Consider the following 15,206-nt stretch of genomic DNA (forward strand, 5'->3'; position numbering starts at 1 on the left):
ATTGTCGGGTTTCGAAGGGACGGCGGCAAATCGCGCGTGCCGGCTTAACCTGCAGGAAACAATCCGGACGCCAAGATGCACCGGACCGGAGCGCCGTGTATCATCTCCGGCCATCTTTTCATCCGAATATAGGGATATAGGCCTGATGTCCAGCTATCTCTTCACCTCCGAGTCGGTCTCCGAAGGCCATCCGGACAAGATCGCCGACCAGATTTCCGACGCGGTCCTCGATGCCATCCTCGCCCAGGACACGCGTGCGCGCGTCGCCTGCGAAACGATGGTCAAGACCGGCGTGGCGATCGTCGCGGGCGAAGTCACCACCAGCGCGTGGATCGACCTCGAGGCGCTGACCCGCAAGGTGATCCTGGACATCGGCTACAACAGCTCCGACGTCGGTTTCGACGGCGAGACCTGCGGTGTGCTGAACCTGATCGGCAAGCAGTCGCCCGACATCAACCAGGGTGTGGACCGCAAGAACCCCGAGCAGCAGGGTGCCGGCGACCAGGGCCTGATGTTCGGCTATGCGACCAACGAGACCGACAGCTTCATGCCGGCCGCGATCCACCTGTCGCACCGCCTCGTCGAGCGCCAGGCGCAGATCCGCAAGAAGAAGAACTCGGCGCTGTCGTGGCTGCGTCCCGATGCGAAGTCGCAGGTCACGCTGCGCTATGAAGACGGCAAGGCCAGCGCGATCGACGCGGTGGTGCTGTCGACGCAGCACGATCCGGGCATCAAGCAGAAGGACCTCATCGAGGCCGTCCGCGAAGAGATCATCAAGCCCGTGCTGCCGGCCAAGTGGCTGCACAAGGGCACCAAGTTCCACATCAACCCGACCGGCAAGTTCATCATCGGCGGCCCCGTGGGCGACTGCGGCCTGACCGGCCGCAAGATCATCGTCGACACCTACGGCGGCTGGGCGCGCCACGGTGGCGGTGCGTTCTCGGGCAAGGATCCGTCGAAGGTCGACCGCTCGGCCGCGTACGCCGCGCGTTACGTCGCCAAGAACGTCGTCGCGGCCGGTCTGGCCGACCGTTGCGAAGTGCAGGTGTCCTACGCCATCGGCGTCGCCGAGCCGACCTCGATCTCGGTGACGACCTTCGGCACCGGCAAGATTCCGGACGACAAGATCGAGAAGCTGATCCGCAAGCATTTCGACCTGCGCCCGTACGGCATCATCCAGATGCTCGACTTGATCCACCCGATGTACCAGCCGACGGCGGCCTACGGTCACTTCGGCCGCAAGCCCAAGGAATTCACCTACACCAACGGCGCTGGCAAGCAGGTCACCGCTACCGCGTTCTCGTGGGAGAAGACCGACCGCGCCGACGCGCTGCGCGCGGACGCCAAGCTGCGCTGATCCAGGCGCCACGCGTGAAACCCGGACGGGCCGCATCTGCGGCCCGTTCGCGTTTCCGGGTGCGGAACATGCGGACACGCGCGATGCGGCGCGCGCAAAGCGAGCGCCGCCGGAAGCTGCCGGTGTAGCCGGCGCGTGCCACACGCGACCGGCCACGCGGCATGATGCGGAGACGTCACCGGCAGACGATCGCCGGCCACCTCCACGCGGCCTGCATCGCGCGGACGCCATGCTGTCGATGCGGTGCGGCTCGTTTCCGCGCCCTTACCCGGAGCCAGTCCACGATGCCGCCCAGTTACGACGAGATGCACGACGCCAATGGCGGGGTCCGCCCGCACTACGAGGCGTTCGATGCATGGCTCCAGGCCACCCCGAGCGAACAGGTGGCGCATAAGCGGCGCGAGGCGGAGATCTCCTTCCATCGCGTCGGCATCACCTTCTCCGTTTACGGCGAGGAATCGGGCAACGAGCGGCTGATCCCGTTCGACATCGTGCCGCGCATCCTGCCGGCGTCCGAATGGAAGATGCTCGAAGCCGGCCTGCGCCAGCGCGTGCATGCCCTGAACCTGTTCCTGGGGGATGTCTACGGCGACCAGCGCATCCTGCGCGACGGCCGCATCCCGACCGAACTGGTGCTCGACAACAGCGAGTACCGCAAGGAGATGCAGGGCCTCAAGGTCGCCTGCGACACGTACTCGCACGTCTCCGGCATCGACCTGGTGCGCGCGGGTGATGGCGAGTACTACGTGCTGGAAGACAACCTGCGCGTGGCCTCGGGCGTGTCCTACATGCTGGAAAACCGCCGCATGATGGCGCGGCTGACGCCGGAGCTGTTCGAGCGCCAGCAGATCGCGCCGGTCGAACGCTATCCCGATGCCCTGCTCGACGTGCTGCGCCAGTGCGCGCCGGCGAACATCGACAATCCGGTGGTCGCGGTGCTGACGCCGGGCGCGGCCAACTCGGCGTATTTCGAACATGCCTTCCTCGCCCAGCAGATGGGCGTGGAACTGGTCGAAGGCGCGGACCTGTTCGTGCAGGGCGACATGGTCTACGCCCAGACCACGCGCGGCGCCCAGCGCGTGCACGTGATCTACCGCCGGATCAACGACGACTACCTCGACCCGACGGTCTTCCGCCCGGAATCGATGCTCGGCGTGCCCGGCCTGTTCGGCGCCTACCGCGCCGGCAACGTGACGCTGGCGAACGCGCCCGGCACGGGCGTCGGCGACGACAAGTCGGTGTATCCCTACGTGCCGGAGATGATCCGCTACTACCTCAGCGAAGAACCCATCCTGCACAACGTGCCGACCTGGCAGCTGCGCAACAAGGACGACCTGAAATACGCCCTCGAGCATCTGCCCGAGCTGGTGGTCAAGGAAGTCCACGGCGCCGGCGGCTACGGCATGCTGGTCGGACCGGCCTCGACCAAGGCCGAGATCGAGGAATTCCGCGCGCGCATCCTGGCCGACCCCGGCAACTACATCGCCCAGCCCACGCTGTCGCTGTCCACCTGCCCCACCTTCGTCGAAAGCGGCCTCGCGCCGCGGCACATCGACCTGCGGCCCTACATCCTGTCCGGCAAACGCATCCATGTGATCCCCGGCGGCCTGACGCGTGTGGCCCTGCGCGAAGGCTCGCTGGTGGTGAACTCGTCGCAGGGCGGCGGCACCAAGGACACCTGGGTGATGGAGGCATGAGCAACCGCACGCAGTACGCCCTCGCGCCGCACGCGCCCGTCCCGTCCCGCGCTTCGCGCGTCGCCACCCCGTACAGGCGCTGACCATGCTCTGCAGAACCGCCAACGATCTCTACTGGGTCTCGCGCAACATCGAACGCGCCGAGAACACCGCGCGCCTGCTCGACATGGCCCAGCGCATCGCGCTGCTCCCCGAACGTCTCGACCGCGGCAAGGCGCAGTCGGCGCCCTGGCGCCGCGCGCTCGATTCGCTCGGCATCGTCGACAGCTTCCTGCAGCAGCACGACCGCATCGACACCGAAACCGTCGTGCATCACCTGTTGCTGGCCCAGGACAATCCCGCGTCGATCTACAACTGCTTCCGCGCCGCACGCGAGAACGCACGCGCGCAGCGCGTGGCGATCACCTCGGAGATGTACGAGGACCTCAACAGCTCGTGGCTGGAGATCCGACGGCTGGACCCGCTGCGCCTGCGTCACCAGGGCCTGAGCAGCACGCTGGAATGGGTGAAGTCGCGCTCGGCCGCATTCCGCGGCATCACCATCGGTACGCTGGGCCGCGGTGAGGGCTACAAGTTCCTGCAGATGGGCGCCTTCATCGAACGTGCCGACTGGGCGATCCGCCTGCTCGACATGATCGGCAGCGACGACGACCTGCCCGAGACCGGCGAGGCCCGCGACGCCGTGCAGTATTTCCAGTGGAGCGCGCTGCTGCAGGCGTTGTCCGCGTTCGAAACCTATCGCCGTCTGTATCGCGATTCGGTCAGCCCGGCTGGCGTCGCGGCGCTGATGCTGCTCAATCCGGACAACCCGCGCTCGCTGCAGACCTGCGTGGGTTCGCTGCATCGCGTGCTGCAATCTCTGTCGGGCGGGGATTCGCTGGAAGTGGCGCGGATCGCCGGTGCGCTCGCGGCGCAGTCGCGCTATGCGCGCATCGACGAGATCATCGCCGGCGGCCTCGAACCGTGGCTGCAGGACACCCTGTCGCGCCTCGATCAGCTGGGCAGCGAGATCCATCGGCAGTTCATGACCACCCAGGCGATGCCCTTCGCAAGCGGTCCCGCGCGCCAGGTGCAGTGGCAGTCGAACGTGTGAGCGATGCCTTCCGCTGTCCCCGCTGGGCCCGGGCGGGCACAATGAGCGGCCTACGTCGCTTTCCGCCCGGCTCCTGCCCATGACCTATTGCATCGGACTGAACCTCGCCGACGGCCTCGTCCTCGCGTCCGACTCGCGGACCAATGCCGGCGTCGACCATGTCCGACGGGCCGGCAAGATGCGCACCTTCACCGGCGACGGCGACCGGGTGATCGTCACCCTGTCGGCCGGCAACCTCTCGCTGACCCAGAACGTGCTCAACCTCATCGAGCACCGCGACCGTCACGAATCCGACAAACCGGGGCTGCGCAATGCGCAGTCGATGTTCCAGGTGGCGCAGGTGATCGGCGATGCGATGCGCGAAATCCGCGCCCGCGACGAATCCTATCTGCGCGATGGCGGGATCGACCCGTCGGGCTCGTTCATCGTCGGCGGCCAGATCAGTGGCGAAGCGCCGCGTCTGTTCCTGGTCTACTCGGAAGGCAATTTCATCGAGAGCTCGGGCGAGACGCCGTTCTTCCAGACCGGCGAGATCAAGTTCGGCAAACCGATCCTCGACCGCGTGATCACCGCGCAGACGGATCTGGTGACGGCCGCGAAATGCACGCTGGTGTCGTTCGATTCGACCATCCGCTCGAACCTGTCGGTCGGCACACCGATCGATCTGCTGGTCTATCGCCGCGACAGCCTGAAGATCGAGATCCAGCAGCGCTTCGAGGACGACGATGCCTACCTGCAGTCGATCCGCGACGGCTGGAACGAGAGCATGCGCCGCGCGGTGTCGGACCTGCCGTCGCCGGACTGGGCGTAGCGCTGCGGCGGCGCGAAGACGTCGCTGTCAGTGGATGGACAGCGCGTACAGGGTGTAGTGCCGCCATGTGAGACTCGCGATGCGCCGGCTGGCGCTTCGCGCGTTCGGGCAGTTCGCTGCGAGGGTGTGCAGACGATCATGGGCTGCAGTCGACGCGGTCCAGTCGTGCGGTACATCGACAGACAGTCAGGCATCCAATGGCGCAAAAGCGCACATTGTCTCGAGTGCGGGACGTCGTTTGCTCCGCTCCTTTGCCGATGATGGGTCCGACATCCATGGACCGGACACATCTCCATTGAAAGCCCGCCTTCGCGGGAAAGACGGCCCTGCCTGATGACTCGGCAGCGACAAAGCGATTCATGCTGATCAATCCGGCGTCCAATTTACTGGACGCCGGAACACGGGCCTCTGGAACGGCTCAGCGCGCCGCAGCCTCCGCCGGCCGCTGCTTCACGTAACGGTCGAGCCAGGCGTTGGTCTCGTAGAGCATGTGCAGCACCGATTCGCGCGCGCGGTAGCCGTGCGACTCGTGGGGCAGCATGACCAGGCGTGCGGTGCCGCCCAGGCCCTTGATCGCGGCGAACATGCGCTCGCTCTGCATCGGGAAGGTGCCGGAGTTGTTGTCCTCCTCGCCGTGGATCAGCAGGATCGGATCCTTGATGTTGCCGGCGTAGTTGAACGGCGACATCTTCAGATAGGTGTCCTGCGCCTGCCAGTAATTGCGCTCCTCGGCCTGGAAGCCGAACGGCGTGAGCGTGCGGTTGTAGGCGCCGCTGCGCGCGATGCCGGCGGCGAACAGACGCGAGTGCGCGAGCAGGTTGCCGGTCATGAACGCGCCGTAGGAATGTCCGCCGATCGCGATGCGATGACGGTCGGCAACGCCGCGGCGCACCGCCTCGTCGATCGCGGCCTCGGCGCTGGCCACCAGCTGTTCGATGTAGGTGTCGTTGGGTTCCGCATCGCCTTCGCCGATGATCGGCATCGAGACATCGGCGAACACCGCATAGCCCATCGCCAGGAACGCCTGCGGCCCCCAGAAGCCCACTGCGTTGAATCGATACGGCGAATCGGTGACCTGGCTGGCGGCATCGGCGGATTTGAACTCGCCCGGATAGGCCCACATCAGCATCGGCAACGGGCCGTCGCGCGTCGCGTCGTAGCCGGCCGGCAGGTACAGCGTGCCGGTGAGGTCCACGCCGTCCTTGCGCTTGAAGCGCACCAGTTCCTTCTGCACGTCGCGCAGCTGCGGCGTGGGATGGGCGAACCGGGTCAGGGCGGTCGGCGCGGCACCTTCGGCGCCTGCCTGGAGGGTGCGGACGAAGTAGTTGGCCGGCTCGGTCGGCGCCTCGCGGGTGGTCAACAGGCGCGTGGCGTTGGCATCGAGCACCGCGACCGGCGCCTCGTAAGCCGGCGCCTGCGAATGGAACAGGCGCGCGGTCGTGCCGTCCGACAGGTTCTGGCGATCGAGGAACGGACGATCGCCTTCTTCCGATGCGCCCTTGCCGATGCGGTAGATGCTGTCGCCGTCGTCGGCGATCAGCAGGCGTGGATTGCCGGCCGCATCGGGCATTGTCACCGCCATGCCGGGATCGGCATACCGGTCTTCGTACGAGCCCTCGCGCACCAGCGTCGGCGCGGCGGATCCGTCCGGACGCACGCGCCACTCGCGGACCTCGCGCGTGCGCCACCAGTACTCGGTCACCACGGCCAGATCGGCGCTGCCCCAGTGGATGCCGGCGTAGCGCAGCGACAGTTCCGCCAGCGGTGCGGGGGCGGCGTCGAACGGCGCGGCCTGCGTGTAGACGATGTCGCGCACCGCGACCTCGCGCGCCGGATCGCCACCGTCCTGTGCCTCCACCCAGACCAGGGTGGCCGGTGCATCGCTGCGCCAGGCGACCGAACGCACGCCGGTCGGCACCGCGTCGTTGCCGACCGGCAGGCCTTCGATCAGCGGCAGCTGCGCGACGGTGTGCTGCACCCGGCCGTCGAGACTCACGACATCCAGGCGGCGCGGGAACCGGGTGTAGGGCACCTGGTAGGAGAACGGCCGCTCGATCGTCTGGCGCAGGAGGTGCTGGCCATCCGGCGACGGCGAGGCGACGGTCGTCATCGACGGCGCACCGATCTGCGTGACCGCGCCGTCGAGCGCAACGCGCGCCAGCTGCACCGTCATGTAATGGGCGAAGACGCGCGCGTCCTGGTCGCTGCGCAGCAGATCCTGGAACGTGCGCAGCTGCTGCACAGTGCCGGTGGACGCGGTTTCCTGCACGTTGGGACCCGCGGGCACGCCGCTGTCCTGCGGCGCGTCGCCCTGGCCCTGCGGACGCAGGCGGACCAGCAGGCCGCGTCCGTCGGGCATCCAGTCGAACCCGCGGCTGACGACCGCGTTGAGCGGCTGCGCCGTGAGCCGGCGCGCGGTGCGCGCGGCGACGTCCACCAGCCACAGCTCGACGCGGCCGGCGCGGCTGTCGACATGGCTGAAGGCGATGTGGCGCTGGTCGGGCGACCACGCCATCGACGCCAGCGCCAGCGGTTGCGGCAGGCCGGCGATGCGGATCTCGTCGTCGCCGTCGACGGGCTTGAGCCACAGGTCGGTCGCGAACGAAGACCGGCTGGCCGCGTAGGTGCGCGGATTGATGCGCACGCCGGCCAGTTTCAGCTCGGGCTGGGCGACTTCGGCGATACCCGGCAGCGTCGGCGTCTGCAGGAACGCGGCCAGATCACGCTGCGGGCTCAGCAGCAGCTGCGGCGGGCGCGGTGCATCGACGATCGCCTGCAAGGCTTCGGGCGGCAGCCGGTACGCGCTGTCCGACGCCGCATCCGCTGCGTCGGACGCCGTCTCCACCGGCGTCGCCTGCGCGAATGCGAGCGCGGGCGCCAGCAGCGCGATACCCATCCAGCCCCGGCGCCTGCGCGCCCCCGTCGAATGTCGTGTCGAAACCTGCATCGGAACTCCCGTCGTGTGGCGCAGGTACGCTGCTGCGCACCCGACTCCCGACCATACCAGCGCCCTGCCCGGCCCCGATGTCCCGAACGTCATGTGCGACGGGTGATGCCTCGTGCGTTCGCCCGATGGATGCGCGGCGTGGCGCACAGCGGTCATGGCGATGCATCGCCGGTATCGGGACAGCGGCCGCATCGCCTGCCCTTCCAGAACGCCGGACGCCCGCAGGCCGTCGCAGGCGATGTCGGGTGGATGCCAGACTCGCTGCAGCCGGATACGACTGCATGTCTGGCTCGCGGGCGCGATTCCCGACACGTTCGCAGTCCACGCGGGCGGGCACCGGTTTCCGACCGTGCATCAGGCGCGTCGAAACGCGGCCGCCCTGGGCTCACCGCAGTGCCACGCAGCACGCAGAAGCGATGGACCGCGCAGGCCGCGCGTTGGCTGTCCGCCATCGTGGGACACTTGGCGACATCCGGGGCCGGCCGATGTGCCCTGAACCCGCGTACAGCTGACGCCCGTTCGCCGTTTGGGCCCCGGACATGGAGTCGCCCGGCGTTCGCGATAGAATGCCGGCCTGCCTCGCCGAGGGGCGCTGCGACCGGTCCCCCCGCGTGTTCCATCCGCGGCCAGGACGGCCAGGCTCGGCGCGGTGTTCCTGCGACAACGGCGCCCGTAACGCGAATGCCCGATCCGGCATTCCACTACGGAGCACCTATGAACGCACAACTGAAGACCTTCTCGACCGAAGGCGACTACAAGGTCGCCGACATCACCCTCGCCGACTGGGGCCGCAAGGAACTCGACATCGCCGAGCACGAGATGCCGGGCCTGATGTCGATCCGCAAGAAGCACGCCGCCACCCTGCCGCTGAAGGGCGTGCGCGTGACCGGTTCGCTGCACATGACGATCCAGACCGCGGTGCTGATCGAAACCCTCAAGGACATCGGCGCCGATGTGCGCTGGGCGTCGTGCAACATCTTCTCGACCCAGGACCACGCCGCCGCCGCGATCGCCAAAACCGGCACGCCGGTGTTCGCGTGGAAGGGCGAGACGCTCGAGGAATACTGGGACTGCACGCTCGACGCGCTGAGCTTCCCCGACGGCAAGGGCGGCCTCATCGGACCCGAGCTGGTCGTCGACGACGGCGGCGACGTGACCCTGCTGATCCACAAAGGTTATGAGCTCGAAAAGGGCGACGAGAGCTGGGTCAACAGCGCCGGCGGCAGTCACGAAGAGCAGGTCATCAAGGCGCTGCTCAAGCGCGTGCGCAGCGAGCGTCCGGACTTCTGGACCCGCACCGTGGCCGAGTGGAAGGGCGTCTCCGAAGAGACCACCACCGGCGTGCACCGCCTGTACCAGCTGGCCCAGGCCGGCACGCTGCTGGTGCCCGCGATCAACGTCAACGACTCGGTCACCAAGTCGAAGTTCGACAATCTCTACGGCTGCCGCGAGTCGCTGGCCGACGGCCTGAAGCGCGCGATGGACGTGATGCTGGCCGGCAAGGTCGCCGTGGTCTGCGGCTACGGCGACGTGGGCAAGGGCTGCGCCGCATCGCTGCGTGCCTACGGCGCACGCGTCGTCGTCACCGAGATCGATCCGATCTGCGCACTGCAGGCGGCGATGGAAGGCTTCGAGGTCAACACGATCGAGTCCACGCTGGGCCGCGGCGACATCTACGTCACCACGACCGGCAACAAGGACATCATCACCGTCGATCACATGCAGGGCATGAAGGACCAGGCGATCGTCTGCAACATCGGCCACTTCGACAACGAGATCCAGGTCGACGCGCTCAATGCGCTCAAGGGCGTCGAGAAGATCAACATCAAGCCGCAGGTCGACAAGTACGTGTTCGGCAACGGCAACGCGATCTTTCTGCTGGCCGACGGCCGTCTGGTGAACCTCGGCTGCGCCACCGGCCACCCGAGCTTCGTGATGTCGAACTCGTTCGCCAACCAGACCCTCGCGCAGATCGACCTGTGGGCGAACAAGGACAGCTACGAGAACAAGGTGTACCTGCTGCCGAAGCAGCTCGACGAGGAAGTCGCGCGCCTGCACCTCGAGAAGATCGGCGTGAAGCTGACCACGCTTTCGAAGGAACAGGCCGACTACATCGGCGTGCCGGTCGAAGGCCCGTTCAAGCCGGACCACTACCGTTACTGATCCATCCGCTTCGGCGGTTGCGATACGGAACGGGCGCCGAAAGGCGCCCGTTTTCGTTTGGTGGCAGGCAGGCGAGATCGGTCCAGCGTGGCGCCTGAAATTTTTCTCATCCCGACCTGCGTCATGCCGCATTGGCGGGCGACGCCCGCACCCTTGAGGTCGGCGCTCTCCACCACGTCATTCTCCAAGCGGCGCTCTCCGGACAACCGAGCTGAACCTGGCGCGGACCTCGACTGGCTTGTGTCACACATGTGCTACTTTTCTTAAGCCTCAGCGTATCGGAGCCCCGCATGAGCACCACCACCATTCGCCTGCCCGAAGATCTCAAGGCCCGCGTCGCCAGGGTGGCGGAAGCGGCCGGCACTACTTCGCACAACTTCATTCTGGAAGCCATCGCCGAAAAGGCCGAGCAGGCCGAACGGCGATCCGACTTTCACGCAGAGGCTGAGCGTCGCTGGACGGAATTCCTGGAGACCGGGGAGAGCATTCCCTGGGAGGACATGCGCCGCTATTTGACGGGCCGCATCGAAAGCGAAGCGACGCCGCGTCCGGTTGCCCGGAAGTTCGCGAAGTAGCATGGCGCGCGTCGAGTTCCTGCCCAGCGTGTACGAGGACCTGCAGCGCGTCATCAGTCATCTGGAGCACCACGAGGCCGAGCACGTGCAGGATCGTCTTGGCGAGCTTGTCAGCGCATTCGACGTACTCAGGGCCAATCCGGTGATCGGCCGCCCGATACCTAGCGACCTGCGGGAACTGGTGATCGGCCGGAGTGCCCGCGGCTATGTGGCGTTGTACCGATACGTGGCTGCAGTGGATACGGTGTTCGTGTTGGCGCTACGCGCGCAGCGGGAGGCTGGCTATGCACGCGACACATGAGAAACCGAGGCCGACACCTGCGGCAGCCGCATCGATCCGCCGCGGGTCTATCGCGAACTGATCGACCGGGCGCCTAATTCAATCCTGCCCGTCGACACAGGCCTCAATCTCACGGCCGCCAGTTCGCGTTCCGCTGCCAGAACTCGACACTGCGGCGGTAGGCCTCGCGATCGAGCGGGACGCCGGAACCGCCCTCCTCCACGCCCAGCGCGTTGCGCAGCATCGTGATCGGGGCCATCGGAATCTCGTCCGGCTCAGCGGTGTAGATGCAGCCGACGATGCCCCAGTCGGCATCGATCGGAGAACCTTCCTTCGCGAGCTGTTCGGCGCTGTAGAGGATCACGACGAGGTAATCGGCACGCGGCGCTTCCACACCTTCGAACCAGCGCACGAGCACCGGCAGTTCCGCGCTGTTGCGGGCTTCGTAACCCGAGCGCAGCAGATGCCGGTTGGCCTCGGTGATCGGCACCGTCAGGCAGCGCGTCGAGGTCCAGTTGCGATGCACGTGCAGCTTGCAGAACGGCGCGTAGCCGTCGAGCACCGCGTGCGGCGTTTCGCCGTTGAGATGCGCTTCGAACTGTTCCGGGGTGATGTCCTGGATGGTGTTGCCACGCGGCGTGCGGGGAAACAGGCGCGGGCGGGCGAACGGTGTGAGGACGATGGACATCGGGCGGTCGTCTGCGAGGGCGCGACAGGGTAACGCGCCTGCATTACGCAAGAAAAAGGCGGGCCTCGCGGCCCGCCTGTTCGTGTCGATTACAGCGCCTGCATGCGCCGGTCGAGTTCGGCCTCGTCCGGGCCTTCGTCAGGGCCGTGCAGTTCATCGTTCGCGGCCGGCGGCTGGCCGTCGCCGATCGCGGCGCCCGGCACTTCGTGATACGGCAGTTGCAGCACGCGGCTGGTCATGCCCCGGATGCGGTTGGTCAGCGCGACATCGGTGTTGAGCGTCTGGCCGAACGACGGAATGATCTGCGCGATGCGTTCGCGCCAGGGGCCGTCCATCTGCGCCGGATACGCCTTGCGCATGACGTCGAGCATGATCTTCGGCGAGGTCGACGCACCCGGCGACGCGCCCAGCAGCGCAGCGATGCTGCCGTCGGCGTCGGTGACGATCTCGGTGCCGAACTGCAGGATCGCGCCCTTCTCCGGATCACGCTTGATCACCTGCACGCGCTGGCCGGCGGTCACCAGACGCCAGTCGGCGGGCTGTGCATCCGGGTAGTACTTCTGCAGTTCCGCGATACGGTCCGCGTCCGACAGGCGCGCCTGGCTGATGAGGTAACCGACGAGATCCCGGTTTTCCGCACCGACGCGCATCATGCCGGCGACGTTGTGGTTGTTGACCGACGAGAACAGGTCGAACCACGAACCGTGCTTGAGGAAGCGCGTGCTCTGCAACGCGAACGGGCCGAACAGCAGCACCGGCTTGCCGTCGAGCATGCGCGCATCGAGATGCGGCACCGACATCGGCGGCGAGCCTTCTTCCGCCTTGCCGTAGGCCTTTACCTCATGCTGCGCGGTGACGGCCGGATTGTCGGCGGCGAGGAACTGCCCGCCGACCGGGAAGCCACCGTAGTTCGCGGCTTCCGGAATGCCCGAGTGCTGCAGCATCGTCAGCGCGGCGCCGCCTGCGCCGACGAAGACGAACTTCGTGCGGATCGAGCGGGTGGTGTCGGTGGCGAGATCGTGCACGGCGACGGTCCAGGTGCCGTCGTCATTGCGCTGCAGCTTGCGCACCTCGTGCCGCAGATGCAGGCCGAAGTTCGGGCTGCGCTCGAGCGCCTGGGTCAGCTGGCGGGTGATCACGCCGAAGTTGACGTCGGTGCCGAGCGGCATCCAGGTCGCGGCGATCTTCTGCGCGGGATCGCGTCCCTGCATCATCAGCGGCGCCCACGCGGCGATCTGCGCGGGATCTTCCGAATACACCATGCCGTTGAACAGCGGCTCCTTCGACAGCGCCGCGTGGCGACGACGCAGATAGTCGATGTTCGCATCACCCCATACGAAGCTCATGTGCGGGGTGGCGTTGATGAAATCGGTCGGCGTGCCGAGGCGGCCGGCTTCGACCTGGTGCGACCAGAACTGGCGCGAGATCTCGAACTGCTCGGCGATGTCGACCGCACGCGCGGTCTCGATGCTGCCGTCCTCGCGCTCGGGTGTGTAGTTGAGTTCGGCGAAACCCGAATGTCCGGTACCGGCGTTGTTCCAGCCGTCCGAACTTTCGAGCGAGACGCCATCGAGGCGCTCGTACATCTCGATGCGCCAGTCGGGCTCGAGTTCCTGCAGGTAAGTGGCCAGCGTGACGCTCATGACGCCGGCGCCGATCAGCACCACGTCGACGGGCTCTGCATTGTCCGGCTCGGGGGGCGCGCGTTCGAACAGCGGCCAGTACAGGAACAGCACGCCGGCCAGGGCCAGCAGCACGAACAGACCCACGAGGGTCTTGAGGAGCTTCTTCATCTCGAGCGCATCCGGTTGGGCAGCGCGCCGCGTGCCCGATGCGCGCATGACGTCCTGCTGCAGTGCAGCAATTATAGGCCTTTAGCCGTGAGTGGCCGGCGAAAACGCGCAACGCTGTGTCCGGTGCGGCGGGCCGCGTGCACGGGTGCCGCGATACGCGGGACATGCTTCCATCGCGATAAAGCGATAAGATTTCGCGACACCCGCATGCCATGCCGCGATGATCCCGATCAGCTTCGAGTTCTACCCGCCCAAGACCGACGACCAGCGCGCGCAGCTCGACCGCACCGCGAAGAAACTGGCGACCCACGCGCCCGAATACGTGTCCTGCACCTTCGGCGCCGGCGGATCCACGCTGAGTCACACACCGGAAACCGTGCGCCGGCTCAAGCAGCGGCACGCCCTGGAGGCGGCGCCGCACGTGTCCTGCGTCGGCGGCAGCCGCGAGGAGATCCGCGAACTGCTGAAGCTCTACCGCGCGATCGGCTGCCGGCGGATCGTCGCGCTGCGCGGCGACCTGCCCTCAGGCATGGGCCGACCGGGCGATCTGCGGTATGCCTCGGATCTGGTGGCCTTCGTCCGCGCGGAGTTCGGCGACCTGTTCCATATCGAGGTCGGCTGCTATCCAGAGATCCATCCGCAATCCGACGATGCCCACAGCGACCTGCGCCATTTCAAGACCAAGGTGGACGCGGGCGCGGATGCGGCCATCACCCAGTACTTCTACAACGCCGACGCGTACTTCCATTACCTCGACAGTGCGCGACGTCTGGGCATCGATATCCCGATCATCCCCGGCGTCATGCCGATCTCGAACTTCAGCCAGTTGCGCCGTTTCTCCGAGGCCTGCGGCGCCGAGATCCCGCGCTGGATGCAGCGCCAGATGACCGCCTTCGGCGACGACGCGGACGCGGTGCGCGAACTGGGCGCCGACATCGTCACCCGCCTGTGCGAGCGCCTGATCGCAGGCGGCGCGCCTGCGCTGCATTTCTACACCTTGAACCTGGCCAAGCCGACCCAGTCCGTACTCGCGCGACTGTCCTGAACGCGATGGCCCGGGCGCTGGTCCGGGTCGACGCCACCGGCTAGGCTGCCGGGATGCCCCGCCTCCCCGCCCGCGCCCTGCTTCCATGCCTGCTGGCCGGCATGGCGGTCTGGCCGATGCCGGAGGCCGAGGCCCAGGTCCGCCGCTGTGTGGGTCCCGACGGCGGCACGGTCTATACCGATCGCGCCTGCACCTCGATCGGTGCCACCAGCAGTCCGCAGGACCAGCCCCGTGGGCAGGCTGCGCCTTACCGCGGCGGCTGCCAGCGCCAGCTGCGCGGTCTGATCCAGGAAATGAGCCACGCGATCCACAGCCGCGACACCAATCGCCTGGTCACGCTGTACCACTGGCGCGGCCTGAGCCAGAGCGGCGGATACCGGATCCTCGACCGGCTGGACGCGATCGCGCAGCGCCCGCTGCTCGACATCACTGCGCAGCGACCGGCGCAGGCGCGTGTAGCCGACACCGGCGGGCAGTTCTCCAGCTGGGTCAGCGCGCGCGACATCCCCACCGCTGCGCCCGAGCGTGCACCCACCTCGCTGCGCGTGGACCAGACCGGCCCCGGTGGCACAGGCGCCAGCCAGACCGTGTTCTCGCTGCACCGCTATCTGGGCTGCTGGTGGGTCAGCCTCTGAGCCGACGCGAGGCGCGGCGCGCCATGTTCCGCGTGATGGCCGATCGCGATGTTCGTGCGGTGGCCGCGGTCCATTCTTGAATTCGGTCTATCGGCCGCACGCGTTGCGCCGTTGCGTCGCGA

Annotated in this window: 13 protein-coding genes and 1 riboswitch; of the genes, 9 read left to right on the plus strand and 4 right to left on the minus strand. The window is 67.3% G+C overall.

The window, feature by feature from the left end; all coding sequences use genetic code 11:
* The first annotated feature begins 145 nt into the window (after positions 1-145).
* The 4 genes from metK to AC3A5K_RS10245 all read left to right on the plus strand — a co-directional run bounded on the left by metK (position 146) and on the right by AC3A5K_RS10245 (position 4,958).
* A complete protein-coding gene (gene metK, locus AC3A5K_RS10230; protein ID WP_487617416.1) occupies positions 146-1,357 on the plus strand; it encodes a methionine adenosyltransferase in 1,212 nt (403 codons plus the stop codon).
* A gap of 284 nt (positions 1,358-1,641) precedes the next feature.
* Positions 1,642-3,054, plus strand: a complete 1,413-nt coding sequence (locus AC3A5K_RS10235) for a circularly permuted type 2 ATP-grasp protein (protein WP_487617417.1) — start codon at positions 1,642-1,644, stop codon at positions 3,052-3,054.
* Between the two features lie 85 nt (positions 3,055-3,139).
* A complete protein-coding gene (locus AC3A5K_RS10240) occupies positions 3,140-4,147 on the plus strand; it encodes an alpha-E domain-containing protein (RefSeq protein WP_487617418.1) in 1,008 nt (335 codons plus the stop codon).
* Between the two features lie 79 nt (positions 4,148-4,226).
* Entirely contained in the window at positions 4,227-4,958 is a 732-nt protein-coding gene (locus AC3A5K_RS10245) for a proteasome-type protease (protein ID WP_487617419.1), read from the plus strand.
* A gap of 418 nt (positions 4,959-5,376) precedes the next feature.
* Here the strand turns inward: AC3A5K_RS10245 and AC3A5K_RS10250 are convergent, their stop codons facing one another.
* Entirely contained in the window at positions 5,377-7,854 is a 2,478-nt protein-coding gene (locus AC3A5K_RS10250) for a S9 family peptidase (RefSeq protein ID WP_487617420.1), read from the minus strand.
* 629 nt (positions 7,855-8,483) lie between these two features.
* Positions 8,484-8,584: riboswitch (S-adenosyl-L-homocysteine riboswitch) on the plus strand.
* Between the two features lie 35 nt (positions 8,585-8,619).
* Here AC3A5K_RS10250 and ahcY point away from each other — a divergent pair.
* Positions 8,620-10,068 (plus strand): adenosylhomocysteinase, encoded by a 1,449-nt coding sequence (ahcY, locus tag AC3A5K_RS10255; protein WP_487617421.1) that lies wholly within the window; start codon positions 8,620-8,622, stop codon positions 10,066-10,068.
* Here the strand turns inward: ahcY and AC3A5K_RS10260 are convergent.
* The gene (locus AC3A5K_RS10260; RefSeq protein WP_487617422.1) at positions 10,062-10,256 is read right to left on the minus strand and encodes a hypothetical protein; all 195 of its coding nucleotides are present in this window, start codon (positions 10,254-10,256) and stop codon (positions 10,062-10,064) included. The two genes, ahcY and AC3A5K_RS10260, sit on opposite strands and share 7 nt — an antisense overlap.
* Before the next feature lie 102 nt (positions 10,257-10,358).
* Here AC3A5K_RS10260 and AC3A5K_RS10265 point away from each other — a divergent pair, with 102 nt between their 5' ends.
* On the plus strand, positions 10,359-10,643 hold the full coding sequence (locus AC3A5K_RS10265; RefSeq protein WP_487617423.1) for a CopG family ribbon-helix-helix protein: 285 nt from the start codon (positions 10,359-10,361) through the stop codon (positions 10,641-10,643).
* A 1-nt stretch (position 10,644) separates the two neighbouring features.
* A complete protein-coding gene (locus AC3A5K_RS10270; protein WP_487617424.1) occupies positions 10,645-10,944 on the plus strand; it encodes a type II toxin-antitoxin system RelE/ParE family toxin in 300 nt (99 codons plus the stop codon).
* Between the two features lie 109 nt (positions 10,945-11,053).
* Here the strand turns inward: AC3A5K_RS10270 and AC3A5K_RS10275 are convergent, their stop codons facing one another.
* Both AC3A5K_RS10275 and mqo read right to left on the minus strand, forming a co-directional pair.
* The gene (locus AC3A5K_RS10275; protein WP_487617425.1) at positions 11,054-11,611 is read right to left on the minus strand and encodes a DUF3228 family protein; all 558 of its coding nucleotides are present in this window, start codon (positions 11,609-11,611) and stop codon (positions 11,054-11,056) included.
* An 89-nt stretch (positions 11,612-11,700) separates the two neighbouring features.
* Positions 11,701-13,404, minus strand: coding sequence for a malate dehydrogenase (quinone) (mqo, locus tag AC3A5K_RS10280; protein WP_487617426.1), 1,704 nt, complete (start codon positions 13,402-13,404; stop codon positions 11,701-11,703).
* Between the two features lie 220 nt (positions 13,405-13,624).
* Between mqo and metF the strand changes: the two genes are divergently transcribed.
* Together metF and AC3A5K_RS10290 are read left to right on the plus strand one after the other, a co-directional pair.
* On the plus strand, positions 13,625-14,449 hold the full coding sequence (gene metF, locus AC3A5K_RS10285) for a methylenetetrahydrofolate reductase [NAD(P)H] (RefSeq protein WP_487617427.1): 825 nt from the start codon (positions 13,625-13,627) through the stop codon (positions 14,447-14,449).
* A gap of 53 nt (positions 14,450-14,502) precedes the next feature.
* Positions 14,503-15,084, plus strand: coding sequence for a hypothetical protein (locus AC3A5K_RS10290; RefSeq protein ID WP_487617428.1), 582 nt, complete (start codon positions 14,503-14,505; stop codon positions 15,082-15,084).
* Positions 15,085-15,206: the final 122 nt, after the last annotated feature.

This window comes from Luteimonas sp. Soil_C_5, assembly GCF_057656615.1.